The organism is Sinomonas albida, assembly GCF_004919045.1.
Lineage (GTDB): Bacteria > Actinomycetota > Actinomycetes > Actinomycetales > Micrococcaceae > Sinomonas > Sinomonas albida.
In genome coordinates, this window is the sequence record NZ_SWDW01000005.1 from 146,010 (window position 1) to 169,025 (window position 23,016).

Below are 23,016 nucleotides of genomic sequence, written 5' to 3' on the forward strand. Positions count from 1 at the left end.
AAGGAGGATTCTGTGGCGCACCTTGAGACCGGCGTTCCCGGCACGAACTGGAGCAACCCCGAAAATCGTCGCAACAGCATTTGGAACGGCCGCGACGTGACCGCGCTCCAGAACGAATACAGCGACTGGCACGCCATGCACGTTTCGCAGGAACACGTGGCCGAGGCGATGGGCCACCAGATCGGCCAGGCCGACGCCGAGCGCCGGAGCGAGCTGGAGCGCGCCCAAGAACTGGTCACCGACGCACTCAACGCCCTCATCGCCGAATGCGAGTCCGAGATCAAGAGGCTGCTCGCAGAGGCCTTGGGAGCAAGCCTTGACGACGTCGGGGAGCTGGCCATCTCACTCGACCGCTGCTCCGAATCACCGATGTTGGGGTGCGTCTACCCGGAGCGGGTCGAGTCCGGCGCGAAGTGCCTCTTCTGCCACCTCACCCGCAGATAGCCTGAGCCGCTAGGCGACGGCAGGACGATCGAAGCGCTGCCCGCCCGGGCTTGGAGGCAGGAGCGGCGACGCGCAATAGCGCATGGGCGGCCGCCGCGCCTGTCAATTACGCCGGCAGGTAGACCGCGAACTCTGTCCGGCCCGGGCGCGAGCTCAGCTCCACCGACCCGCCGTGCGCCTCGACGATCGCCTGGACGATTGAGAGCCCCAGCCCGGTCGAGCCCTCGGTCCCGGTGCGCGCCTTGTCCGCGCGCGTGAAGCGGGAGAAGACCTTGGTCTGCAGTTCGGCAGGAACGCCGGGGCCGTCATCGGTGACCGTGATGACGGCGTCACCCGTCGCCGAGCGCGCCACGCCCGCGGTGACCACAGTCCCCGCCTCGGTGTGCTTCCGCGCATTGGAGAGCAGGTTGACCATGACCTGGTGGAGCCGCGCGCCGTCGGCCTTGACCTCGATCGGCTCGTCCGGGAGATCGAGGCGCCACCGATGATCGGGCGCGATGACCTTCTGATCCGTCACCGTCTCCACGACGAGCTGGGTCAGGTCGACGGGCCCCAGCTTGAGCGGCTGGCCCTCATCGAGCCGGGCGAGCGTCAGCAGGTCCTCGACGAGGCGGCTCATGCGCAGCGACTGGCTCTCGACGCGCCCGAGCGACTCGGTGCCCTGCGGCGAGAGCGACTCGGTCATCTTGAGCATGTCCGTGTACCCGCGGATCGCGGCGAGCGGCGTGCGGAGCTCGTGCGACGCGTCGGCCACGAACTGCCGCACCTTCATCTCGGACTCCTGCCGCGCCTGGAGCGCGCCGGAGACGTTGTCGAGCATGCGGTTGAGCGCGTGCCCCACGTTGCCCACCTCGGTGCCCGGATGAGCGGCCGACGGCGGCACCCGGACCGCGAGGGCGACCTCACCGGCGTCGAGGGGCAGCTGGGCGACCCGCGCGGCGACCGCCGAAACCTGGCCCAGGGGCTTGAGGGTCTTGCGGATGATGTAGGTGCCGAGAAGTCCGATGAGGACGAGCCCGCCAAGGGAGACGATCACCGTAGTGAGCACAAGCGAGGCGAGCGTGCTGTCCTGGGCCGCGAGCGGAAGACCGGTGACGATCGTGTCCCCAGCGGCAGTCTGAATGGCGACCAAGCGGTAATGGCCAGCGCTCAGCGACTTGTCGACGGGAACCGGGTGGTCGCCGCTCCCGGCGGGCTGGGCCGTCCGGGCGACGGCCGCTAGGACCGCGGTGTCCGACGGGCTGACAGCCAGACGCTGGCCGTCCGGGCCGATGAAGCCGCCCGTCATGAGGGCGCCGCCCCCGTAGAGGCGGATGTTGAGCGTCCCCGCACCCTGCCCGCGCGTGTCTCGGGGGTCCGGCGGGTTCTGGGTGGTCCCGTTCCCCGACTGGCCGGTTCCCGGACTCGGGGCGGGCGCGGATCCCTGCGGCGACAGCGAGTTCGCACCGCCGAATCGGGCAGCGCGGTCGCTCGCCTGGAAGAGCTGGGTGTCGAGCTGCTGGGTCAGGAAGCGGTCCATCGACGCGTACAGGACAGAGCCGACGATAGAGCAGATCGCCACCAGGAGGAGCGTCATCGCTAGGACGATCTTGGTGCGGAGCTGCCACGAGTTCGGATCAGTCCAGCGCCGGCGTGGACGCGGAGCGGCACCGGACAAGGTGCTCATCCGTCAGCGGGCTTGATCACGTAGCCCGCGCCGCGGACGGTGTGGATCATCGGCGTCCGGTTGGCGTCGATCTTCTTGCGCAGATAGGAGATGTAGAGCTCCACGATGTTGGCCTGGCCCCCGAAGTCGTACTGCCACACGCGGTCAAGGATCTGCGACTTGCTGATCACACGCTTCGGGTTCTCCATGAGGTAGCGGAGAAGCTCGAACTGGGTCGCCGTGAGCTGGATGTCCTCGCCGTTCCGGGTCACCTCACGCGTGTCCGTGTTGAGCACGAGGTCGCCGACCACGAGCTCGGCGTCGTCCTGCGCCGCGACGCCCGAACGCTGCACGAGGCGGTGCAGGCGGAGCATGACCTCCTCCATGCTGAACGGCTTTGTGACGTAGTCGTCCCCGCCCGCGGCGAGACCCACAATCCGGTCTTCGATTGCGTCCTTTGCCGTGAGGAAGAGCACCGGGACCTCGGGGAGGAACTGGCGGACGCGCTTGAGCACCTCGACGCCGTCGAACCCGGGGATCATGACATCGAGGACCAGCACGTCGGGACGGAAGTCGCGGGCGGCCTTGACCGCGGCGGGACCGTCAGCAGCGACCTGAACGCTCCACCCCGTCATGCGCAGCCCCATGCTCATGAGCTCGGAGAGGCTCGGCTCGTCATCGACGACGAGCGCGCGGATGGGAGAGCCATCCGGATGGGTCAGCGCAGGGAGGTTGTTGGTCGTATAAGGGCTTGCCATGTCTCCAGCCTCCTGTGGATCGGTAATCCAAGCCTGAGTTCGCCCTGTGAGGAGCCTGTGGAGCCCAGCCTAGACCCGGGCTTCTGTTCCGAGGCGGATCGAGGCCCCGAAGCACAGCCAGTCCAGCCGGTGGGCACAGCGACGGCACAGGATCTCTCCGGAGTCTGGTGTGCAGGACAAGGACCACTTTGGAGGAGAACACCATGTCGCTCGGACCGCAGACCCCGAACCCGCAGAACCGCGACCAGCAGCAGGCCCCGACCCAGCAGACCCCGACCCAGCAGGGGCCGGATTCCCAGGCGCCCGTCAACCCCCACGCGCAGCCGACCGAGACCCTCTACCCGAACCGGCCGCAGCCCACCGAGACCCTCTATCCGAACCAAGCGCAGACGGCTCAGGCTCCCGCTCAGGCCGCGCAGGGCTGGGGCGCCCCGGCCCAGGGCCAGTACGCGCCGGGCTCCTACGGCCAGAGCCCCGCGCAGGGTTCCTACGGTCAGGACGCAACGGGGGTACGCGCTCCCGGTGCACCGACTCAGGGAGCCCCCGCGCAGGGGTGGGGCGCGCCGTCGAACGCCCCAACGCCGGGTCAGGGCTGGGGTGCTCCCGGAGCCCCCGCGTCGGGCCAGGGGTGGGGCCAGGCCCCGGGCGCTCCGGCGAAGGGCCGGATCGCACGCCTCACGCCGGTGCAGAAGGGTCTCGCCGCGGCGGGCATCGTGGTTATCGCGGCGGGCGGCACTGGCGCGGCCGTCTACGCGGCGAACAATGCCAACTCGACCACTTCGAACGCCTCAGGGCAGGGTCTTGGCAACGGCGGTCCGGGCCAGGGCGGCACCGGCCAGAACGGCACGGGCCAGAACGGGACCGGCCAGAACGGGACGGGCCAGAACGGGACGGGCCAGGGCGGCTTCGGCGGCCCGGGCAACCTCGGCGCGGGCGCGGTAGGCCAGGCGGTGCACGGCGAGTACGTGGTGCAGCGCAACGGCCAGTACGTCACGGAGCTCGAGCAGACGGGCACCGTCACGGCCGTCACGAGCAGCCAGATCACGGTCAAGAGCGCCGACGGCTACAGCCAGACGTACGCGATCTCCTCGGACACGACCGTTGCGAGCTTCTCCGGCCGCGGGAGCCGCTCGCAGGGAGGCTCGCAGAGCCAGGGCGGTTCAGGCTCGTCATCGTCCTCGTCGACGACCCTTGCGACCGGCCAGACCGTCCGCGTCACCGCCCTCAAGGACGGCAATGCCGCCCTGAGCATCCTCGTCACGCCGACGTCGGGTACTTCGGGTCAGAGCAACTGACGCGGATCTGCTGGCCAACGCGGCTTCCCCGCGGCGCATCACGGGACATTCGTAGCCTACCCACAACGAACGACGGCGCCGCTCCCCACTGCGGGGAGCGGCGCCTTCGTCAGTCGTCGCCGGGAGCCGGGAAGCGGCACGTGCCGATCAGTACGAGCCCGATCAGTACCAGCCCACCGAGTAGTGGAAGGCGAGGGCGTTCGAGGGGGAGCCGTAGCGGTCCTTGATGTAGCCCAGACCCCAGTCGATCTGCGTCCGGTAGTTGGTCTGCCAGTCGTCGCCGGCGGAATTCATCTTGTTCCCGGGCAGGGCCTGGGCGATGCCGTACGCGCCGCTGCTCGAGTTGGTGGCCGTGGTGGTCCAGTCGGACTCGAGGTTCCAGAGCTTGACGAGGGCCTGCATCTGGTCCTGGCCCCAGCCGAACTTCGCGAGCTGGCTCGAGGCATACGCCTGCGCGCCGGACGGGTCGTTGACGGGCTGCGTCTTGAGGAGCTCTGCCTTGGCGGCGGCCGCCGCGTCCTTGGCCTGCTGGTCGAGCTGGGCCTTGGAGATCGAGGTGACGCTCGGCCGAACGAAGTCGACCGTCGCATCGCTCGTGGCGCTGATCTGCGGCCCCGAGGCGGAGACCGGGTCGGAGGACACCGCAGGCGCCACGCCGCCCGCACTTGCAGCGGCGCCGCTGCTCAAGGCTGCGACGATCCCGAGGGAGGCGGCGACGACCGCGTTGCGGTAGCGGCCGCCGGACGTGGTTCCGGCATTGATGCGGGCAAGTCGGCGGGGGGTTTCCGCACGATGGCGGCCGCGCACACGCACAGGCGTGCCCGAGGGCATGGTTCTGCTCACGCAAAAGACCTCTCGCTAGCGCCTGCGAAGTTAGCTGCCGGGTTCGGATGCGAGCCATCCGGCCCCGCCTCATGGCGTGGGCTTCACCCCGGGCCGCGGCCCGCGTCGCGCGGGCCACAGGGCGGCCGATTGGGTCCTCCGTCTCTGCCTTCAAGTCCCTCTGGGCGCTGGCAGAGCTCGGCGAGCGGCACCAAAGGGCGCGCGGGGTGTCCCGCGCACTCGACCAACCGTACGGGACTCTCGGTTAGTTGTCACATTTGGGTAACGGCCGATCGCGCCCGGCGGGGCCCAAAGCTCGGTAGGGTGCGACGTGGGTTCCCGTCGCCGGAGGCTGATGCGAGCGCTCGCGAGCGTTCGGCCGTCCACATCGTGAGACGCGTGGTAGGACAGTTGATCGGACCCCGGGCTTGTGCCTTCCTCCGAACAATGTTCGGCGGGGTGCCCCGAATGGCTCGAATATGTGAAAAAAGCGATTCACATCTGCCGTGTGTCGAATCGTGAGATCTATCACATTCCGAGCTGTTTTCTCACGATGTGAGACGCGGAGACCTTTGTTACTTGCCTGTAGCCATTGTTACGGGGGACACTCCCAGTGTGAACAAGAACTCAACGGTTCCTGCAGTGGCAGACTTCCGATCCGGCTCACCTGCCGGCCGGACCATGTGCCGTTGTCGAATGCATAGCTGACTGCGCCACCCCCAGCACTTAGCTCTTCGCTCAACCTGTCCAGCATTCGAAGCCTCCGCGGCTAGTCACACTCGAGGTCAGCACTCCATGTCGGTTGCATCCGGTTACGTCCACATCTCAGTCCGAAACGCCCAGCGAGCCCAGGCCGCTGCCGTCCGTCAGCCCTTCGGGGGCCGCCCCGCCGCGCAGCCCGAGCCCTACGGAGCGCGCCCGCTGCGCCCTGTCACGGACGACTACTCACCGATGACCGCGCCGACCCCCGTCGTCGCACCGAGCGCCGAGCCCGTCCGTGCCGTCGCCTCGGACACCGTGGCCCACGGCTTCGTCCTCTACGTCGGCATCTCCGAGGAGCAGGCTGCGGCGGCCGGATCGTCGATCGCGCGCATCGCCCAGGAGATTCGCGCCTACGCCCAGAACCTCGTGCCCGGCGTCGAAAGCTACGCCGCAGTCGCCGTCGCCCCTTCGGCGGCCCCGGGGAGCCCGCTCGACGTGGTCCGCTCCACGTTCGGCGACCCGACCATCGGCAGCCGGCCCCGGCCCGAGCCGCGGCCCGCGCAGTCGAGTGACAGCCGCCCGAGCGGCGTCCTGATCGACCTGGCGCGGCGCGAGGTGCACCTCGACGGCGCGACCCTGAACCTCACGTTCAAGGAGTTCGAGCTCCTCAATTACCTCGTCGAGAACGGAACGCGGACCGTGAGCCGCGAGGAACTCCTCGAGAACCTCTGGAAGAACGCCGAGGAAGTCCCGAACGAGCGGACGATCGACGTGCACATCCGCCGCCTCCGCTCGAAGCTTGGCCGCCTCGCCAACACCGTCCGCACGGTGCGCGGCCAGGGCTACCGCTTCTACGAGCACCCCGAGGTCGTCGTGTGGGCGGCGCCGGAGTACTCCATCTAGCCACTGGCCCGTCGAGGCTCAGGCCCATCTGAGGCCCTGGCCTACGCTTGCTCCATGAGCAAGCACCACGTCAAACGGCTGGCCGTTCTGCGGCATTCGAAGGCGGCGTGGCCCGTCGGCGTCCCGGACGTTGACCGGCCGCTCGCCGAGCGGGGCCACGCCGATGCGCCCGAGGCCGGGAAGTGGCTGCTCGCCAACAAGGTGGTGCCGGACTTCATCCTGTGCTCCCTCGCGCTGCGCACTCGCCAGACGTGCACGTGGGTGTGCGGCGAACTCGGCGACCTCGCGCCCACGCCCAAGCTCGAATCCGGCCTCTACGCCGCGGGCGCGCGGCGGATGCTCTCGGTCATCAACCACGTCCCGGACACCGTGCGGACGCTCCTCGTGATCGCACATATGCCGGGGGTCCAGGACCTAGTGCTCGACTTGGCGTCCCGCGAGTCAGACCAGGACGCCTACATGGACGCCGCGAGCCACTTCCCGACCACGGGGCTCGCCGTGCTCGAGGTCGACAAGCCGTGGGCGGAGCTCGACGGGCAGGACGCCCGGCTCACCCATTTCGCCGTGCCGCGGGCCGAGGGGCGGAAGCACGGGCGCGGCCACTGAGGCTCGGCGAGGACGGCCGCGGCGACGCTGGCCGGGCCCGGGACGGGGTCCCCGGCTTGGACCGTCCCGCCTGAGGGGCCGGACGCCGCGTGCGGCGCCGACGCTGCGGCCAGACCGCGCCCGCGAACAGGATGGCGAGCGTGGCGACGAGTGCCCCGATGGCGCCCAGGAAGTAGGGATCGGCGTCGCGGCTTGAGACGGTCGTGACCCGGTCGGGGGCGTCGTCCCACGCGAGGCCGAGCACCCGGAGGAACGCGAGCACGCAGCCGACCGTGAGTGCGGTGGTCGCGAGGGCCCCGGCAGCAATCCAGTAGCGGTTCATGCCGAAGATCGCGTAGAGGGCGCACAGCAGGAAGCCCACGAGTGCCGCGAGCGCTGCGGCAGCGATCCATCCCTCGAGCGTCCACGCGGTGAGCGCTGAAAGCGCCGCCGCTGCCGCCGCGCACACGAGGGTCGCGCGGGCGCTACGGCGCAGGGGCAGGAAACGCGAGGGGGTCACGGGGTCAGTTTGTCACCCGCGAGGTGCGGATTTTGCGGGTCCAGCCGTGTCGCGTCAGGGTTGCGACTCGATGGCGCCGAGGACGAGCGAAAAGACCGCCTCCGTGGCCTCCTCGAGGGTGCGCTCGGGATGGAACGCGGCGCGGTCCATGCCGGTTACAAACGATGCGCCGAAGAGCGCCACGGCCAGTCCCTCCGGCGTCAGGCCCCGGCGCAGGGGCCGCTCGACGGCGACGCGCCGGACGGCCTGCCCGATCACGGCGAGCACCTCGGCGCGCATGCCCGCGAGGAGTTCCTGCCACGCGCCGTCGGCCCTCCACTGTTCGCCCAGCCACAGCCGTACGAACGCCGGATACTCGGCGATGAACCCGAGCGCGCGCTCGATCCGTCCGCGCATGTCGGCGAGGGGGGCGGACGACGGCGGGTGCGCGCCGCCGTCGTTCGTCGCCCCCGGGTCGAGCCGCTCCATGAGCAGGCCCATGCCGTAGCGCAGGAGCTGCTCGACGAGCTCGTTCTTGCTGCCGAAGTTGTAGTAGACGGTGCCCTTCGCCACGCCCGCGGCCGCCGCGATCTCGTCCACCGTGACGCCGTCCGCGCCGCGCTGCCCGATGAGCTCCATCGCCGCGCGGAAGAGCCGCTGCTTCGTGGCCTCGGAGCGCGCCGATCCGCGCGTGGCGGCCGCGGACCGCGGCGCGGCGCCGTCTTGGGTCGCCGTCACAGCGCGATCTCGGGCTGCAGGGTCTTGAGCCGCCACGTCTTGTTCTTCCACGTCCCGAGGATATTCAACGCGGCGCCCAAGATCGTGTACCCGACGAGGCCGAGCACGAGCGGGAGGATCCCCGAGAGGTCGCCGCCGTAGATGAGGTGGCGCATGCCCGTCACGACGTAGCCCATCGGCAGGATCGCGTGCGCCACTTGGAACGGCCCGGGGGCCATCTCCCACGGGAACGTCCCGCCCGAAGAGACGAGCTGCAGGATCAGCAGGACGAGCACCACGAACTTCCCGACCGAGCCCAGCAGGGACACGATGCCCTGGATGAGCGCGCTGAACGCGATGCCGCCGAGCATGATGAACAGCCACATGAGCCACGGATGCGCCGGGTTGAGTCCGATCGCGAAGTCGACGACCGCGGTCAGGACCGTGGCCTGCGCCGCCGCGACCACGGAGAACGGCAGCCAGCCGCCCATCGCGATCTTCCACGCCGGGGCGTTCGAGGCAAGCGCGCGGCGCGTCACGGGGCGCATGGCCTGGGTGAGCATGAAGATGCCGACCCACATCGCGAGCGAGAGGAAGAACGGCGCCAGGCCCGCGCCGTAGGTCGCAGCCTTCGCCTGCGAGACGCTGCTGACCGCGACCGGGTCGGCCATGACCTGCGAGAGGTTGCCCTTCTGGGCGTCATCCGGGTTCGGGACCTTGCCCGAGCCTGTGGAGAGGGCGTCCGCAAGCTGAGACGCGCCGTCGTGCGCCTGCGCGGCTCCCACCTTGAGGGCCTGGGCTCCGCTGTCCGCGCTCGCCGCGCCGTCTGCGAGCTGGCGCGAACCGGCCGCGGCGGACTGTTCGCCGTCCGCGAGCCGCGCGGCCCCTGCGTCGAGCTGATTCGCGCCGTTCGCGGCTTGGGCGATGCCCTGCGTCAGGGCCGGCGTTCCGTCTGCGAGCTGCCTCGCGCCGTCGGCCACCTGCTGCGAACCCGCCGCGAGCTGGGCGATCTGGCCCGCCGCCGCGTGAAGCTGCGTCCCGGCGGCCTGCGCGGGCGAGGCCTGCGTCGCCGAGGCGAGGCTCGCGCCGATCTGCTGGGCCTGCAGCGGCGTGATCGTGCCGTTCGCGACGAGCTTCGTGAGGGTGTCAGTGACCTGCTGCTGGGTCTGCGACTGCGCGGCGTCGGCCGCCGCCACCGCGCCCTGGACCTTCTGGTTGAGTTGGGCGTTGCCTGCCGCGACCTGCGCGGCCCCGTCGGCGAGGCGCTGGGTCTCTGCCGGGAGCGGCGCCGTCTTCTGTTGGAGCGTCCCGAGGCCGCCGGCGAGCTGGCCCGCGCCGTCGCGAAGCTGGCCCGCGCCGTCGAGCAGCTGCTGCTGGCCATCGGCGAGCTGGGCCGCACCCGTGCGCAGCTGGGCCGTGCCGTCAGCGAGCTGGCTCGCGCCGTCGGCCACCCGGCCCACGCCATCGCGCAGCTTGCCGCCGGCATCCGCGGCCTGGACCATCTGCGTGTGGATGGTGCCGTAGCCGGTGAGGAGCTTGTTCGCGGTGTCAGTGCCTACCTGCTTCGCGACTGAGTCGTGGACGGCCTTCGTTGCCTTGTCCACGATCGTCGAGAGGAGGTAGTTGTTCGCGTCGTTGGTCGTGACGTCGAGCATGGCCTGCTTCGCCGAGTCGAAGCTTGCGGGCGAGGCCAGATTGGCGGAGAAGTCCGCCGGGATGCGGAGCGCGAACGAGTATGTCCCGTTGCGCACGCCGGCCTCCGCCGTCTGGGCGTCCGGGACCCGCTGCCAGTCGAAGACATGGCCCTCGACCAGGCCGTCCGCGACCTTCGGCCCCGCTTCGAGGCGCGAGCCGTCCGGGGTCGTGGCGCCCCGGTCCTCGACTACGAGGGCGGCCTTGATGTGACCCATGTTCGAGTACGGGTCCCAGTTCGCGTAGAGGTACACGGCCCCGTAGAGGAGCGGAACCATGGTGAGGGCCAAAATGACGAGCTTGGGGAGGAGCCCGGCGGTCATGCGCTGGAGCTCGGAGCGCGCGAGCCTGATGACGGTCATGCGCGGGCCTCCTCGCGGTCGCGCTCGCCAGTGGCGGGGGCGGGTTCAGTGGGTGGTGGGGCGGCGCCGTCGTCCGTTTCGGTGTCCGCGGGGCGGCCCGCATTGCCGACGACGGCGGCCTCCGCCTCCCAGCCCGCCGGCACCTCGGCGACGACGGCGACGACCGCGAGCCCGCGACCCGGATTCGCGGCGAGCGCCATGAGGCGCGGAAGCCAGTCTTCGGCACGGTCGGAGTGGCGGTCGGGGGAGTCCACCACGAGGAGGCGGACGGCGGGATCAGCGAGGGCGAGCTCGGTGAGGAGCTCGACGCGCCGGTGGGCAGGGAGCTCGTGCGCCCAGGCGCCCGCAACGTCCTCGAACGCGTGGACCGTGAGCCACGCGTCGGGGCCCTCGCCGCGATGGCGGCTGGGGAGCAGCGCGAGGTCCTCGGCCACGAGTCCGCGGACGCTCAGGTGGCGTTCGGCCTCGTTGATGCCGGGGGAGTCGACGATCGCGCTCGCCCGGCGGAGCGTCCTGAGCGTCTTCTTGGTCGAGCGCTCGGGGGCACCCCACGATGCAGCGCCCGCGTCAGGGGCGTAGCGGCCGCTCGCGGCGAGGGCGAGCGCGGTGCGGGCGTCCTGGCCGTTCGCCTGGACCAGGGTGAGGGCGCCGGTGGGCGCCTCGAAGGAGGTCGATGGCACGAGGTCGCCACGCCGGCCGGCAATGCGGAGCTCACGAATTGAAAGCATGCTCCCAGTTTAGTCAAACTGACCAGTCAGTACAAATTAAAGGTCGCGAAGTCGGGCGGCGGGTTGTGGGGTCTCTGGCGGACCGTTGTGGGGTCTCTGCCCGACTGTTGTGGGGTCTCGGTCCACCCCGCAAATGCGTGGGACGGGGCCCCGCAGCGTCAGAGGCCGTAGGCCTCGAGGAAGCGGAGCCAGACCTCGCTCACGGTGGGGAACGAGGGGATTGCGTGCCAGAGCCGCTCGAGCGTCACCTCGCCGACGATCGCTATGGTCGCGGCCTGCAGGAGCTCCGACACGTCAGGCCCGGCGAAGCACGCGCCCACGATCGTCCGGCGCCCCTCGTCGACGAGGAAGCGTGCCCACCCCTCGTAGTCCTCGGCGTGCTGCCACGCGCCTGCCACCGAGATGGGCAGGTCGACCGCACGCACACGAATTCCGTGCTCCCAGGCCTCCTCCTCGGAGAGCCCGACCATCGCGGCCTCCGGATCGGTGAAGACGACGCGCGGCACCGTGAGATCGTCGGCCGTGCGGGCATGGCGGCTCCATGGCGCGGGGCGCCCGTCGAGTTCGCCCCGGATGCGGGCCACGATCGCGTCGCCGGTGATGCGTGCCTGGTACTTGCCCTGGTGCGTGAGCATGGCGCGGCCCGAGCAGTCGCCCACGGCGTAGAGCCACGAGTTGCCCACCACAAGGCCGGTCTCGTCGACGCGCAAGGTCCCGGGCTCGATGCCGAAGGCCGGAAGGCCGAGGCCGTCGAGCGCGGGGCGTCGCCCGGTCGCGACGAGCAGCTTGGCCGCCTCGAGCGTGCGGCCGCCGGGAAGCGTGAGCCGGGCGCCGCCGTCGTCCGTCGGCTCCACAAGCTCTGGGCTCACGCCCTCGAGCACTTCGACGCCGTCCTCCCGGAGGCCAGCGACGACGAGGGCGCGCGCCTCCTCGGGGAACCCGCTCAGGAGCGAGCCGCGGGCGAGCACCGTGACGCGCGAGCCGAGCCGCGCGAACGCCTGGGCGAGCTCGCTCCCGGCGACGCCGGCACCGATGATCGCGAGGCTCTCGGGCACCTCGCGCGTGCTCGTCGCGTCCGCTGTGGTCCAGAACGGCGTGCCCTGCAGGCCCGGCACCCTGGGCGACGACGGCTTCGAGCCCGTCGCGAGGATGACCGCGTGGCGGGCCGCGAGCGGGAAGTGGTTCCCCGATGCGTCCGTGACGGTGAGGCGCTTGGCGCCGGTGAGCCGGGCGGTCCCGCGGACCAGGGTGATGCCGGCGCTGTGGACCCACTCGACCTGGGATTCGTCGTCCCAGTTGTTGACCGCGTCGTCGCGGTGTTTGAGGACGGCGGCGACGTCGAGCTGGCCCGTCACTGCCTCGCGCGAGCCGGGGACCCGCCGGGCGGCGTGCAGGGCGGTGCCCGGGCGAAGAAGGGCTTTGGAGGGCTCGCAGGCCCAGTAGGAGCACGCGCCGCCCACCAGGTCGTTCTCCACGAGGGCCACCGAGAGGCCCCCCTTCGCCACGCGGTCCGCGGCGTTCTCGCCGGCAGCGCCGGCGCCGATCACGATGACGTCGTACTCGCTATCCACCCCACAGATGCTACGGGACGGGCGGGCGGCCTGACCGGCGCGCGACCGCTGAACCGGTGCTGGCCAACACCGGTTCAGCAGCTACGGGCCGGTAAAGCGCTCGCCTGGTGGAGCCTTCAGCCTTGCCGGGCCTTCAGCCGCGGGTTCTTCTTGTTGATGACGAACACCTTGCCGCGCCGCTTCACCACTTGGGAGCCGGGCTGAGACTTGAGGGATCTGATGGACGCGCGAACCTTCACGCATGCCTCCTTACTTAGTAGGAACAATTCTCATTAATGTACAGTGGCTCGAGAATATTCCCGAACGGAGAAGGAGCGGGCCGTGGTCAGCGTGGTGGCGATCGTCGGAGTGTGCGAGCCCGAGGGGCGCCGATACGCCCGCCGACTTGCGACGGCGCACCACTGGCCGCTCGTCGAGGCCCTCCGTTCCGTGCCGTCGGCGCGCCTCGCCGCGAGTGTCGAGGCGGCGGTGGGAGGCCGGGGCGGGACGGTTGCGGTCTTCGACGCGGCGGGACGCTGGGGGTCGGCCGAGCTGATCGGTGCGCTGGGTCGCGCGGGCGGCGCGGAAGGGTGTGCGGCGGACGACGGCGAGGCTCGCCTCGCGCAGCTCGTCGCGGTCGTCGATGTGGCCCACTTCTTCGACGACCTCGCGGACGACGCCGGTGCGGCCGAGGGCGCGACGACCCTCACCGAGCGGCTCGTCGAGTCGATCGAGCTCGCGACGACCGTGGTGCTGGTCAACTGGGAGCCGCTGTCGACCCCGGATCTTTCGATGCACCTCGCGCTCGTCAACCACCTCAACCCCCGGGCGCGGCTCCGCGTCGACCAGCCGGCTGCGAGCCTCGACCTCGAACTCGGCGAGATCGCCCGCGACCAGGACGGCGCCGGGTGGATGGCGCTCATCAACCGCGACTTTGCGCCGTACATGACGGACCGGCGGGTGAGTGGCTTCGTCTACGAGCAGGTGCGTCCGTTCCATGCGGGCCGGCTCGCGGCGGCGCTCGAGGGCGACATCGGGTCCGGCCGGTATGGGCGGCTCGTGCGCTCGGCGGGGTTCTGCACGCTCGCTTCGCGGCCCGGGATCCTGGCCCAGTGGCATCAGGTCGGCGGGGTGGTGGGCCTCGAGCCGCTTGCCGCACCTGTAGGCGGGGGCATGCTCGCGATTGGGCAGGAGCTCGGCGTGGTCGGCCTCGATCTGGACCGCGAGGGGCTCGTGGGCGCCCTCGATGCGTGCGCCCTCACCGACGCCGAGCTGGCCGAAGGCCCGTTCGCGTGGATGGCGTACGAGGATCCGCTTCCGGCCTGGGAGTCTGTGGGTCCGAACGGCCAGGGCGGCGTGGCCAACTAGGCCGGACGGGCCTGCCTGGCCGCCGATCGCCGGTAACGGGCCGGAACGGGGCAATTGCACCTGGCCGCAACGAAAAACACCTCCCGGTCTTTCGACCGAGAGGTGTTCCATGATCCGTGCGCCCAGAGGGATTCGAACCCCCGACCTTCTGTTCCGTAGACAGACGCTCTATCCAGCTGAGCTATGGGCGCATTTCCGAAGCTCGGGCGTGGATCCGCGGTTTGCACCGCATTCCTCGCGCTTCGGCCTGAATAACTTTACGCGAAGACCAACGCGGTTCCAAATCCACGAGATGAGACCTCCGTGACTGTACCGGTCTATGTGACCTTCATCACTTAAATTGAGCACAAAAAGGGCAAGATCCCCAGAATCTTGCCCTTTTGAGTGTTTCACTCTCATTTCATGCATGTAAACGAGCCCGGTGGTACAGACCACCTTCCCTACCATTGAGGAACACGCCAACCCAGCGAAGGAGGAAGACATGGGCGCAACTCGCGTTCGGCTTCTTGAAGGAGCCCCCACCACCTACGAGCCCCTGCTGTCCTGGGTTGAGGAAGTCGCGGAACTGACTCAGCCCGAACGGATCCACTGGGTGGACGGTTCCGAGGCGGAGTTCCGCCAGCTGACCGACGAGCTCGTCGCCGCGGGCACCCTCACGCGGCTCAACCCGGAGATCTTCCCGAACTCCTTCGCTGCCTTCTCGGACCCCGCAGACGTGGCCCGAGTGGAGGAGCAGACGTTCATCTGCTCGCGCAACGAGCGCGACGCCGGCTTCACGAACAACTGGATGGACCCGGCCGAGATGAAGGTCAAGCTCAAGGGCCTCTTCGACGGCGCCATGCGCGGCCGCACCATGTACGTGATCCCGTTCGTCATGGGCCACCTCGACGCCGAGGACCCCAAGTTCGGCGTCGAGATCACGGACTCGGCGTACGTCGTCGCCTCGATGCGCATCATGGCGCGCATCGGAACCGACGTGCTCAAGAAGATCGAGCAGACGGGCGCGTTCTTCGTTCCGGCCCTGCACTCGGTCGGCGCGCCGCTGCAGCCCGGCCAGGAGGACGTCTCGTGGCCGTGCAATCCGGAGAAGTGGATCGTGCACTTCCCGGAGGAGCGCTCGATCTGGTCCTACGGCTCGGGCTACGGCGGCAACGCGCTGCTCGGGAAGAAGTGCTACGCCCTGCGCATCGCGTCCGTCATGGCTCGCGACGAAGGCTGGCTCGCCGAGCACATGCTCATCCTCAAGCTCACGAGCCCCCAGAAGAAGGCCTACCACGTGGCCGCCGCGTTCCCGTCCGCCTGCGGCAAGACGAACCTCGCGCTCCTCGACCCGACGATCGAGGGCTGGAAGGTCGAGACGCTCGGCGACGACATCACGTGGATGCGCTTCGGCAAGGAGGGCGAGCTCCGCGCGGTCAACCCCGAGGCCGGCCTCTTCGGCGTGGCCCCCGGCACCGGCTGGGGAACCAACCCGAACGCGATGCGCGCCATCGCGAAGGGCAACAGCATCTTCACCAACGTCGCCCTCACGGACGACGGCGGCGTGTGGTGGGAGGGCATGACCGAGGAGGTCCCGGCCCACCTGACCGACTGGCAGGGCAACGAGTGGACGCCGCAGATCTCTGCAGAGAACGGCGGCCGCCCCGCCGCCCACCCGAACTCGCGCTTCTGCACGCCGATCGACCAGATCGACATGCTCGCGGACGACTACTTCGCCCCGGACGGCGTCGAGGTCAACGCGATCCTGTTCGGCGGCCGCCGCAAGACGACCGTCCCGCTCGTGACGCAGTCCCGCGACTGGGCCCAAGGCATCTTCTACGGCGCCACCCTCTCCTCGGAGACGACCGCGGCCGCGGCTGGCGCGGTCGGCGTCGTGCGTCGCGACCCCATGGCCATGCTCCCGTTCATCGGCTACGACGCGGGCGACTACCTGAGCCACTGGGTGAATCTCTCCGCGAAGGCGAACCCGGCCAGGCTCCCGAAGATCTTCCTCGTGAACTGGTTCCGCCGCACTCGCGAGGGCGGGTTCGCGTGGCCCGGCTTCGGCGACAACTCGCGCGTGCTCAAGTGGGCGATCGAGCGCATCGAAGGCAAGGCGGACGCCGTTGAGACGCCGATCGGCTTCGTGCCGACGCCCGAGAGCCTCGACGTCAGGGGCCTCGACATGAGCGCTGAGGAGGTCAACGAGGCCGTGCGCTTCGACGCCGACGAGTGGCGCGCAGAGCTTCCCAGCCTTGAGGAGTGGTTCGACCGCTTCGGCGGCTCGCTGCCCGAAAGCATCACGGCACAGCTCGAAGGCCTCAAGGAGCGCCTCGGCTGACCGCACCGAGGCCGTAGGCCGACACAGACTCCGGCGAACTGAACGGCGCCGGACACCCTAGGAGGGCCGCCCCGCTGCACACGGGGCGGCCCTTCTGCACGCCTCCGCGCCCGGGTAGCGTGTGCCCCATGGACGACGGCGCCTCCCCCTTGGTCAGCCCGCTCAGCCCGGCTTCGCCCCACCACTCTGGGGCCGTGAGGCCCCTGGCCTCGCTCCGCGCGGAAGATCTGCCCGACGCCGGTGGCAAGGGTGCCAACCTCGGCGAGCTCTTGGCTGCCGGCCTCCCGGTCCCGCCCGGTTTCGTCGTCACGACGTCGGCCTACCGCGCCCACGCCGAGGCGGCCGGGTTCGACCCCGACCGCGCGGCCACGGACCCGTCGAAGGCCCGCGCGGCGCTCGAGGCGGCCCCGCTTTCCCGGGACCTTGAGCTCGAGATCGCGGCCGCCCTCGCGGAGCTCGGTCCCGCGGGCACACGGGTCGCCGTCCGCTCGAGCGCGACGGCGGAGGACCTCCCCGGCGCGGCCTTCGCGGGCCAGCAGGACACGTTCCTCGACGTCGTCGGCCCCGCCGCGGTGGCCGCCGCGGTCCGCCGCTGCTGGGCCTCCCTCTGGACCGACCGCGCCGTCCAGTACCGCGAGCGGCACGGGATCGCGCCCGCGGACGTGGCGATCGCCGTCGTCGTCCAGCGGATGGCGGACGCCGAGGCCGCCGGGGTCCTCTTCACCGCCAACCCGCTCACGGGCAGGCGCGCCGAGCTCGTCGTGGACGCTGCGCCGGGGCTCGGCGAGGCAGTCGTCTCGGGCGAGGTCACGCCCGAGCATCTCGTGCTGGACCGTGACGTCACCGTCCGCGAATGGACCCCCGCGCCCGGTCGCGCCGCCCGCGTTCTGCCCGACCGCGCCGCACGCGAGCTGGCCGAGCTCGCCGTCCGGGCCGAACGGCACTTCGGGGTGCCGCAGGACATCGAATGGGCGCTCGCTGGGAGCCGGATCGTGCTCCTCCAGGCCCGGCCCATGACGGCGCTCCCGCTTGAGCCGCCGCAGCTCGGCCGGATCCAGCGGATGGTCGCGCCGTTCTTCCTCGAGATGTTCACCGCTCGGCCGTATCCGCTCGACGTCACGGCGTGGCTCGGACCGGGCGTGGTCCGGATGCTCGACGTCATGGCAGGGAGCGTCGGGGTTCGGTTCCCGCCGCTCGGCACGCTCATCCAGGAGCGCGACGGGGTGGCATTGCAGCTCGTCCCGCCTCGGCCCCGCCCGAGCCTCCTCACGCTGGGCGCGCCCCTTTCGGTGGCCCGGCGAGTACGCCGCTTCCGGCCCGAACGCTGGACCGAGGATCCGCTCGTGGCGGAGTTCAATGCCGCCGTCAGCGCGCTCGACGCCGAGCAGCTCTCCGAACTGCCCTGGCCGGACCTCACCGCCCGGATCGACCGGTGCCACGAGGCGATGCGGCCGCTCGCGGTGGTCCGCGCGCGGTACCTCCCGGGATCGTTCGTGCCGTTCGTGCCGCTGCGGCTCGGGCTGGCCGTGCTCGGGCTCGGCCGGCTCGCCTCGCCGCTCGTGGCGGGGGCACGCACCCGCACACGCGACGGAAACGACGCGCTCGAGCGGCTCGCCGACGCGGTCCGTGCCGACCCCGGGCTCGCGGCCGCGGCCCGCGAGCTCGACGCCCGCGGGTTCCTCGACGCCGTCCGCACTCGCCCCGAGTTCGCCGACTTCGACGACAGGCTGACCGGGTTCCTCGCGGAGTATGGCCATCGTGAGTCCGTCAGCATCGTCCTCGCGACGGCACCCGCGTGGCGCGACGACCCCGTGCCGGTTGCCGCGCTCATCCAGGCGGCGGCCGCCGAACCGCCTGCCGAGCGGGGACCCGCCCCCGGCGCCGAGGCGCTCGAGACGCTCCTTGCCCACCCGCTGCTGCGCTCGGCGCGCGCGGCGCGGGCGGCCCGCGGCCTCGTCGACGCGGCCCGGCGTGGCCTGGCGTTCCGGGAGGACACGCACTTCCTCATCACCCGCGTCATGCCCCCGCTGCGGGCCACGTTCCTCGAGCTGGGCGGGCGGCTCGCGTCCGCCGGGGCGCTCGCCGTGCCGGAGGACGTCTTCCACCTGCGCCTCGAGGAGCTGAAGGCGCTGGGCGCGCCCGAGTCGATGGACGACGTCGACCGTTCCCGTGTGCGTGCCCTCGCCGCGCGCCGCGCCGCCCTGAGGCGCGAGTACGCGGGCGTCCCGCTGCTCGACCTCGCTGTGGTCCTTCCGCGCGAGTCCCCCGCGGACGACGGCGCGGGCGCACTCGTCGCGGGGACGCCGGCGAGCGGCGGCGTCGCCGAAGGGCCGGTCCGGATTGTGCACGGGCCGGAGGAGTTCGGGGCGTTGCGGGCCGGCGAGGTGCTTGTGTGCCCGAACACCAATCCCTCGTGGACGCCGCTGTTCGCGCGGGCGGCCGCTGTCGTCGTGGATACCGGCGGGCTCGGTTCGCACGCGGCGATCGTCGCGCGCGAGTACGGCGTCCCGGCGGTCATGGGGACGCGGCGGGGCACGTCGGTGCTCCGCGACGGGCACCGCGTGCGTGTCGACGGGACCAGAGGACGCGTGGAGGCGGCATGACTGTGCCACCGGGGACAGAGCGCGTCGGGATCGTGGGCGGCGGGATCATCGGGCTCGCGATCGCGCGGGCCCTCGCGCTGACCGGCGGGTTCGACGTCACGGTGCTCGAAAAGGAGCGCCGGGTCGCGGCACATCAGACGGGGCACAACTCCGGCGTCGTGCACGCGGGGCTGTACTACCAGCCCGGCTCGCTCAAGGCCATCCTCTGTGCGCGGGGCCGGGAGCTCACGCGCGACTATTGCCGCGACCGCGCCCTGCCGTACCGCGAACTCGGCAAGCTCGTGGTCGCCGTGACGCCGGAGGAGGTTCCGCGGCTCGACGAGATCGAGCGGCGCGCACGGGCCAATGGCGTCCCGGACCTCGCACGGATCGGTCCCGAGCGCATGCTGGAGCTTGAGCGGCACGTCGCGGGGGTGGGCGCCGTGCATTCGCCGCACACCGCCGTCGTCGATTTCGCCGCGATCGCCGAGGCGATGGCGAGCGACGTGCGGGGCGCCGGCGGGCGGGTGCTGCTTGGCGCCGAGGTCGTCGGGGTGAGCGCGGGGGAGCGGACGACGGCGGTCGCCACCACCGCGGGCAGCCACACCTTCGATCGACTCATCGTGTGCGCCGGCCTGCAGTCCGATCTCGTGGCGCGCCTCGTTGGGGCGTCGCCGTCGCCGCGGATCCTGCCGTTCCGCGGGGAGTACTGGACGCTCGAGCCGTCGAGGGCCGAGCTGGTGCGGGGGATGATCTATCCCGTGCCGGACCCCCGGTTCCCGTTCCTCGGCGTGCATTTCACGCGCGGCGTGTACGACGACGTTCACGTGGGCCCCAACGCCGTGCCCGCGCTCGCGCGCGAGGGATACGGGTGGGGAAACGTGTCGCTGCGGGACACGTTCGGCTCGCTCATGTGGCCGGGCGCGCCCGCGCTGTTCCGGCGGCACTGGCGCATGGGGGCGCGGGAGATCTTGGCCTCGCTGCTGAAGCCCCTGTACTACCGGCAGGCGCGCGAGTTCGTGCCCGAGCTGCGGCCCTCTGACCTCGTGGAGAAGGCCCACGCTGGGGTGCGAGCGCAGGCGTGGAGCGCGGACGGTTCGCTGCTCGACGATTTCGCCGTGGACCAGGTCGGCTCGGTGACGCTCCTGCGCAACGCGCCCTCGCCCGCCGCGACGTCCTCGATGGCGATCGCCGAGTACGTGCTGCGCGAGCACCTGGGAGTGCCGGTGCGGGAGGGGTAGTTTGAGGGCCTGCCACGAGACCGGAGTTAAGGCGACGAGACCGCAGGTTTTACCCTGCGGTCTCGTCCTTTTGGTCCGGTCTCGCGGTGGCCGTCAGGCGGCAGCCGGCTCCTCGGCGGGCGCCTCTGCGCGGACGGCGAGCTCGCCGCCGTCGTCCGTGCCGGGGCCGCCCGCACCGCCGCCGTCCGTCGGCTGGACGGTCACGCTCACACGCCCGCCCTCGGCCACGGCACCCGCGACGAGCAGGTCCGCGACCTGGTCCTCGAGCTCGCGCTGGATCACCCGCCGCAGCGGCCGGGCCCCGAACTCGGGCTCGTAGCCGCGCTCGGCGATCCAGTCCACGCCGGCGTCGTCGACGTCGAGGGCGATGCCCTGCGCCGCGAGCCGCGCCTCGGTGCTGCGGAGCTGGAGCCGCACGATCTCGTGCAGCTGCTCGCGCGTGAGCTTGCGGAACAGCACGATCTCGTCGATGCGGTTGAGGAACTCGGGGCGCATCGTCTCGCGGAGCCGGCCCATGATCCGGGCGCGGAGCTCAGTGTCGGAGGGCCCGCCCTCAGCCCCGCCCGCTGCGAAGCCGAGCGAGGCCCCGCGCGTCGCGAGGAATTCGGAGCCGAGGTTCGAGGTCATGATCACCACGGTGTTGCGGAAGTCCACGGTGTGGCCCTGGCCGTCGGTCAGCCGCCCGTCGTCGAGCACCTGCAGGAGCAGGTTGAACACGTCCGGGTGCGCCTTCTCGACCTCGTCGAGCAGCACCACGGAGTACGGGTGCCGCCGCACGCGCTCGGTGAGCTGTCCGGCCTCCGAGTAGCCGACGTACCCCGGAGGGGCACCGACCAGCCGGCTGACCGTGTGGCGCTCGCCGAACTCGCTCATGTCGAAGCGGACCATCGCAGACTCGTCACCGAACAGCGAGGCCGCGAGGGCCTTCGCGAGCTCGGTCTTGCCCACGCCGGTCGGGCCGAGGAACAGGAAGCTGCCCACGGGGCGGCCCGCGTCGCCGAGGCCCGTCCGGTTGCGCCGCACGGCCTTCGCGATCGCACTGACCGCGTCCGCCTGGCCCACGACCCGGCCGTGGAGCTCGTCCTCGAGGCGCGCGAGCCGCTCGCGCTCGCCTTCCGTGACGCGCGCCGCCGGGATGCCCGTGGCCCGGGCGATGACGGCAGCAATGTCCGGCTCATCGACCACGTCGGACGGGCTCGTCTGGGCAGACGCCTCCACGGCGTCTGCGATCTTGAGCGCCACCTGCTCGATGGCGTCGCGGAGCCTCGAAGCCTCTTCGTAGTCCTCGTGCGCCACGGCTGCGGCCTTCTGCTCCTCGAGCCGGGTTGCCTCGGCGTTCAGGGCCTCGAGATCGTTCCGGGGTCCGCGTGCGAGGCTCTTGCGGGCGCCCGCCTGGTCGATGAGGTCGATGGCCTTGTCGGGCAGGAACCTGTCCGTGATGTAGCGGTGCGAGAGCTGGACCGCGGAGCGGATCGCCTCGTCCGAGTACGTCACGCCGTGGTGCTCCTCGTAGCGCGACTTGAGCCCGTCGAGGATCGCGACCGCGTCCTCGACGCTCGGCTCGCCGACCGTGACCGGCTGGAACCGCCGCTCGAGGGCGGGGTCTTTCTCGATCTTCCGGTACTCGTCGAGCGTCGTGGCGCCGATGAGGTGCAGTTCGCCGCGGGCCAGCCTCGGCTTGAGGATGTTGCCCGCGTCCATGCCGCCCTCGCCGCCACCGCCCGCGCCGACTACGCCGTGCAGCTCGTCGACGAACGCGATGACGTTTCCGCTCGCCGCGATCTCGTCCATGGTCTTCGTGAGGCGCTCCTCGAAGTCGCCCCGATACCGGGTGCCAGCGAGCATGGCGGGGAGGTCAAGCGAGACGACCCTGCGCCCGTGCAGCTGCGCGGGGACCTCGCCGGCCGCGACGGCCTGCGCGAGCCCCTCGACGATCGCGGTCTTGCCCACACCGGCCTCGCCGATGAGCACGGGGTTGTTCTTCGTGCGGCGGGCCAGGATCTCGATGGCCTGCTCGATCTCCTCGGCGCGGCCGATCACCGGGTCGAGCTTCCCCTCGCGGGCGAGGGCCGTGAGGTCGGTGCCGAACTTCTCGAGCATCGGAGTCTTTCCTTGGCCGCCCTGCGTCCGAGAACCCCGGCGCTTGGCGCGCGGACCCGCGGCAGGTGCGGAGTCGCCGTCGTCCGCTGTTTCCTCCGGCACGGCGCCGTCGCGCGCCTCGAGCCCCTGCGGCGTGATGCCGAACGCGCCCAGGATCTGGCCGGCGGGCGCGTCCGTGCCGAGGACGAGCGCGAGGAAGAGGTGCTCGGGGTCGATGTACGTCGAGCCCATCGAGCGGGCCACCTTGTACGCGTCGAGGAACGCGTGCTGCGCGGACTGCGTGAGCGACGGCACGGCCGCCTCGGCCTCGCCAGGCTGCGCGGGTGTGCCTACGGGCAGCCGCTCCTCGGCGGCTGCGATGATCTCGGCGGGGTCCGCGCCCGCGTAGCCAATGAGGCCCGCGACGGATTCGGTCTCCGCGAGGGCCCGGAGAAGGTGGAGGGCGTCGACCTCGCGGTGACCGTGCTCGATCGCGAAGCGCCCCGCGGCGTTCAGGATCTGCTGGGTTCCGCGGCTCACGAGCCGCGTGATGTCGACGGGCCGGTTCGGACGGCGTGCTCCCTGGCCCTGCAGGTAGCGGGCAAGGAAGTCATCGAACGAGCCATTCCCAGCGGTGGGGCCGAAGTAGATCGGCATGCATCCTCCTAGACTTGAGTGAGCTTCGCTCATGTTCAACCATGTGTCCGACGAGATATTCCCCAGG

The 23,016-nt window shown here is 71.0% G+C and carries 18 protein-coding genes, 1 tRNA gene and 1 riboswitch; of the genes, 8 read left to right on the forward strand and 11 right to left on the reverse strand.

What is annotated here, in order from left to right; translation table 11 throughout:
- Positions 1-12 precede the first annotated feature (12 nt).
- Positions 13-444 carry a hypothetical protein gene (locus E6A26_RS06635; RefSeq protein ID WP_136610403.1) on the forward strand — a complete coding sequence of 144 codons (432 nt, stop codon included), beginning with the start codon at positions 13-15 and terminating at the stop codon, positions 442-444.
- A 106-nt stretch (positions 445-550) separates the two neighbouring features.
- Here E6A26_RS06635 and E6A26_RS06640 read toward each other — a convergent pair whose 3' ends face one another.
- Both E6A26_RS06640 and E6A26_RS06645 read right to left on the reverse strand, forming a co-directional pair.
- On the reverse strand, positions 551-2,110 hold the full coding sequence (locus tag E6A26_RS06640; protein ID WP_136610404.1) for a sensor histidine kinase: 1,560 nt from the start codon (positions 2,108-2,110) through the stop codon (positions 551-553).
- Complete coding sequence (locus tag E6A26_RS06645; protein ID WP_136610405.1) at positions 2,107-2,847, reverse strand: response regulator transcription factor; 741 nt, start codon at positions 2,845-2,847, stop codon at positions 2,107-2,109. Before E6A26_RS06645 ends, E6A26_RS06640 begins: the two co-directional genes overlap by 4 nt.
- Positions 2,848-3,050: 203 nt before the next feature.
- Between E6A26_RS06645 and E6A26_RS06650 the strand changes: the two genes are divergently transcribed.
- Complete coding sequence (locus E6A26_RS06650; RefSeq protein ID WP_136610406.1) at positions 3,051-4,142, forward strand: hypothetical protein; 1,092 nt, start codon at positions 3,051-3,053, stop codon at positions 4,140-4,142.
- A 162-nt stretch (positions 4,143-4,304) separates the two neighbouring features.
- Here E6A26_RS06650 and E6A26_RS06655 read toward each other — a convergent pair whose 3' ends face one another.
- On the reverse strand, positions 4,305-4,985 hold the full coding sequence (locus E6A26_RS06655) for an aggregation-promoting factor C-terminal-like domain-containing protein (protein ID WP_234865148.1): 681 nt from the start codon (positions 4,983-4,985) through the stop codon (positions 4,305-4,307).
- A gap of 4 nt (positions 4,986-4,989) precedes the next feature.
- Positions 4,990-5,178, reverse strand: a riboswitch (cyclic di-AMP (ydaO/yuaA leader).
- Between the two features lie 581 nt (positions 5,179-5,759).
- Between E6A26_RS06655 and E6A26_RS06660 the strand changes: the two genes are divergently transcribed.
- Together E6A26_RS06660 and E6A26_RS06665 are read left to right on the forward strand one after the other, a co-directional pair.
- Positions 5,760-6,569 carry a winged helix-turn-helix domain-containing protein gene (locus tag E6A26_RS06660; protein ID WP_136610407.1) on the forward strand — a complete coding sequence of 270 codons (810 nt, stop codon included), beginning with the start codon at positions 5,760-5,762 and terminating at the stop codon, positions 6,567-6,569.
- Positions 6,570-6,623: 54 nt separating this feature from the next.
- Positions 6,624-7,175: a SixA phosphatase family protein gene (locus E6A26_RS06665; protein ID WP_136610408.1), complete on the forward strand. Its 552-nt coding sequence runs from the start codon at positions 6,624-6,626 to the stop codon at positions 7,173-7,175.
- Here the strand turns inward: E6A26_RS06665 and E6A26_RS06670 are convergent.
- The 6 genes from E6A26_RS06670 to ykgO all read right to left on the reverse strand — a co-directional run bounded on the left by E6A26_RS06670 (position 7,120) and on the right by ykgO (position 12,962).
- Entirely contained in the window at positions 7,120-7,674 is a 555-nt protein-coding gene (locus tag E6A26_RS06670; protein ID WP_136610409.1) for a hypothetical protein, read from the reverse strand. The two genes, E6A26_RS06665 and E6A26_RS06670, sit on opposite strands and share 56 nt — an antisense overlap.
- A 54-nt stretch (positions 7,675-7,728) precedes the next feature.
- Complete coding sequence (locus E6A26_RS06675) at positions 7,729-8,391, reverse strand: TetR/AcrR family transcriptional regulator (protein ID WP_234865151.1); 663 nt, start codon at positions 8,389-8,391, stop codon at positions 7,729-7,731.
- The gene (locus tag E6A26_RS06680) at positions 8,388-10,424 is read right to left on the reverse strand and encodes a YhgE/Pip domain-containing protein (RefSeq protein WP_136610410.1); all 2,037 of its coding nucleotides are present in this window, start codon (positions 10,422-10,424) and stop codon (positions 8,388-8,390) included. Before E6A26_RS06680 ends, E6A26_RS06675 begins: the two co-directional genes overlap by 4 nt.
- Positions 10,421-11,152, reverse strand: a complete 732-nt coding sequence (locus E6A26_RS06685; protein ID WP_211128986.1) for an ABC transporter ATP-binding protein — start codon at positions 11,150-11,152, stop codon at positions 10,421-10,423. Before E6A26_RS06685 ends, E6A26_RS06680 begins: the two co-directional genes overlap by 4 nt.
- A gap of 158 nt (positions 11,153-11,310) precedes the next feature.
- A complete protein-coding gene (locus tag E6A26_RS06690; RefSeq protein WP_234865153.1) occupies positions 11,311-12,723 on the reverse strand; it encodes a dihydrolipoyl dehydrogenase family protein in 1,413 nt (470 codons plus the stop codon).
- 116 nt (positions 12,724-12,839) lie between these two features.
- The gene (ykgO, locus tag E6A26_RS06695; protein WP_136610411.1) at positions 12,840-12,962 is read right to left on the reverse strand and encodes a type B 50S ribosomal protein L36; all 123 of its coding nucleotides are present in this window, start codon (positions 12,960-12,962) and stop codon (positions 12,840-12,842) included.
- Between the two features lie 82 nt (positions 12,963-13,044).
- Here ykgO and E6A26_RS06700 point away from each other — a divergent pair, with 82 nt between their 5' ends.
- Complete coding sequence (locus E6A26_RS06700; RefSeq protein ID WP_136610412.1) at positions 13,045-14,070, forward strand: GTP-binding protein; 1,026 nt, start codon at positions 13,045-13,047, stop codon at positions 14,068-14,070.
- 117 nt (positions 14,071-14,187) lie between these two features.
- Here the strand turns inward: E6A26_RS06700 and E6A26_RS06705 are convergent.
- Positions 14,188-14,261 (reverse strand) — tRNA-Arg (locus E6A26_RS06705).
- 290 nt (positions 14,262-14,551) lie between these two features.
- Here E6A26_RS06705 and E6A26_RS06710 point away from each other — a divergent pair.
- The 3 genes from E6A26_RS06710 (at position 14,552) to lhgO (ending at position 20,213) form a co-directional block, all read left to right on the forward strand.
- Positions 14,552-16,390: a phosphoenolpyruvate carboxykinase (GTP) gene (locus tag E6A26_RS06710; RefSeq protein ID WP_136610413.1), complete on the forward strand. Its 1,839-nt coding sequence runs from the start codon at positions 14,552-14,554 to the stop codon at positions 16,388-16,390.
- A gap of 194 nt (positions 16,391-16,584) precedes the next feature.
- Positions 16,585-18,993, forward strand: a complete 2,409-nt coding sequence (locus tag E6A26_RS06715) for a PEP/pyruvate-binding domain-containing protein (RefSeq protein WP_234865155.1) — start codon at positions 16,585-16,587, stop codon at positions 18,991-18,993.
- Positions 18,990-20,213, forward strand: coding sequence for an L-2-hydroxyglutarate oxidase (gene lhgO, locus E6A26_RS06720; RefSeq protein ID WP_136610415.1), 1,224 nt, complete (start codon positions 18,990-18,992; stop codon positions 20,211-20,213). Before E6A26_RS06715 ends, lhgO begins: the two co-directional genes overlap by 4 nt.
- Positions 20,214-20,306: 93 nt before the next feature.
- Here lhgO and E6A26_RS06725 read toward each other — a convergent pair whose 3' ends face one another.
- Positions 20,307-22,949, reverse strand: coding sequence for an ATP-dependent Clp protease ATP-binding subunit (locus tag E6A26_RS06725; protein WP_136610416.1), 2,643 nt, complete (start codon positions 22,947-22,949; stop codon positions 20,307-20,309).
- Positions 22,950-23,016 lie beyond the last annotated feature (67 nt).

Excerpts from the sequence above, each read along its gene's own strand:
- E6A26_RS06650 (WP_136610406.1), top strand. The coding sequence starts at position 3,051 with ATGTCGCTCGGACCGCAGACCCCGAACCCGCAGAACCGCGACCAGCAG.
- E6A26_RS06645 (WP_136610405.1), bottom strand. The coding sequence starts at position 2,847 with ATGGCAAGCCCTTATACGACCAACAACCTCCCTGCGCTGACCCATCCG.
- lhgO (WP_136610415.1), top strand. The coding sequence starts at position 18,990 with ATGACTGTGCCACCGGGGACAGAGCGCGTCGGGATCGTGGGCGGCGGG.
- E6A26_RS06710 (WP_136610413.1), top strand. The coding sequence starts at position 14,552 with ATGGGCGCAACTCGCGTTCGGCTTCTTGAAGGAGCCCCCACCACCTAC.
- E6A26_RS06685 (WP_211128986.1), bottom strand. The coding sequence starts at position 11,152 with ATGCTTTCAATTCGTGAGCTCCGCATTGCCGGCCGGCGTGGCGACCTC.
- E6A26_RS06640 (WP_136610404.1), bottom strand. The coding sequence starts at position 2,110 with ATGAGCACCTTGTCCGGTGCCGCTCCGCGTCCACGCCGGCGCTGGACT.
- E6A26_RS06665 (WP_136610408.1), top strand. The coding sequence starts at position 6,624 with ATGAGCAAGCACCACGTCAAACGGCTGGCCGTTCTGCGGCATTCGAAG.
- E6A26_RS06660 (WP_136610407.1), top strand. The coding sequence starts at position 5,760 with ATGTCGGTTGCATCCGGTTACGTCCACATCTCAGTCCGAAACGCCCAG.
- E6A26_RS06725 (WP_136610416.1), bottom strand. The coding sequence starts at position 22,949 with ATGCCGATCTACTTCGGCCCCACCGCTGGGAATGGCTCGTTCGATGAC.
- E6A26_RS06680 (WP_136610410.1), bottom strand. The coding sequence starts at position 10,424 with ATGACCGTCATCAGGCTCGCGCGCTCCGAGCTCCAGCGCATGACCGCC.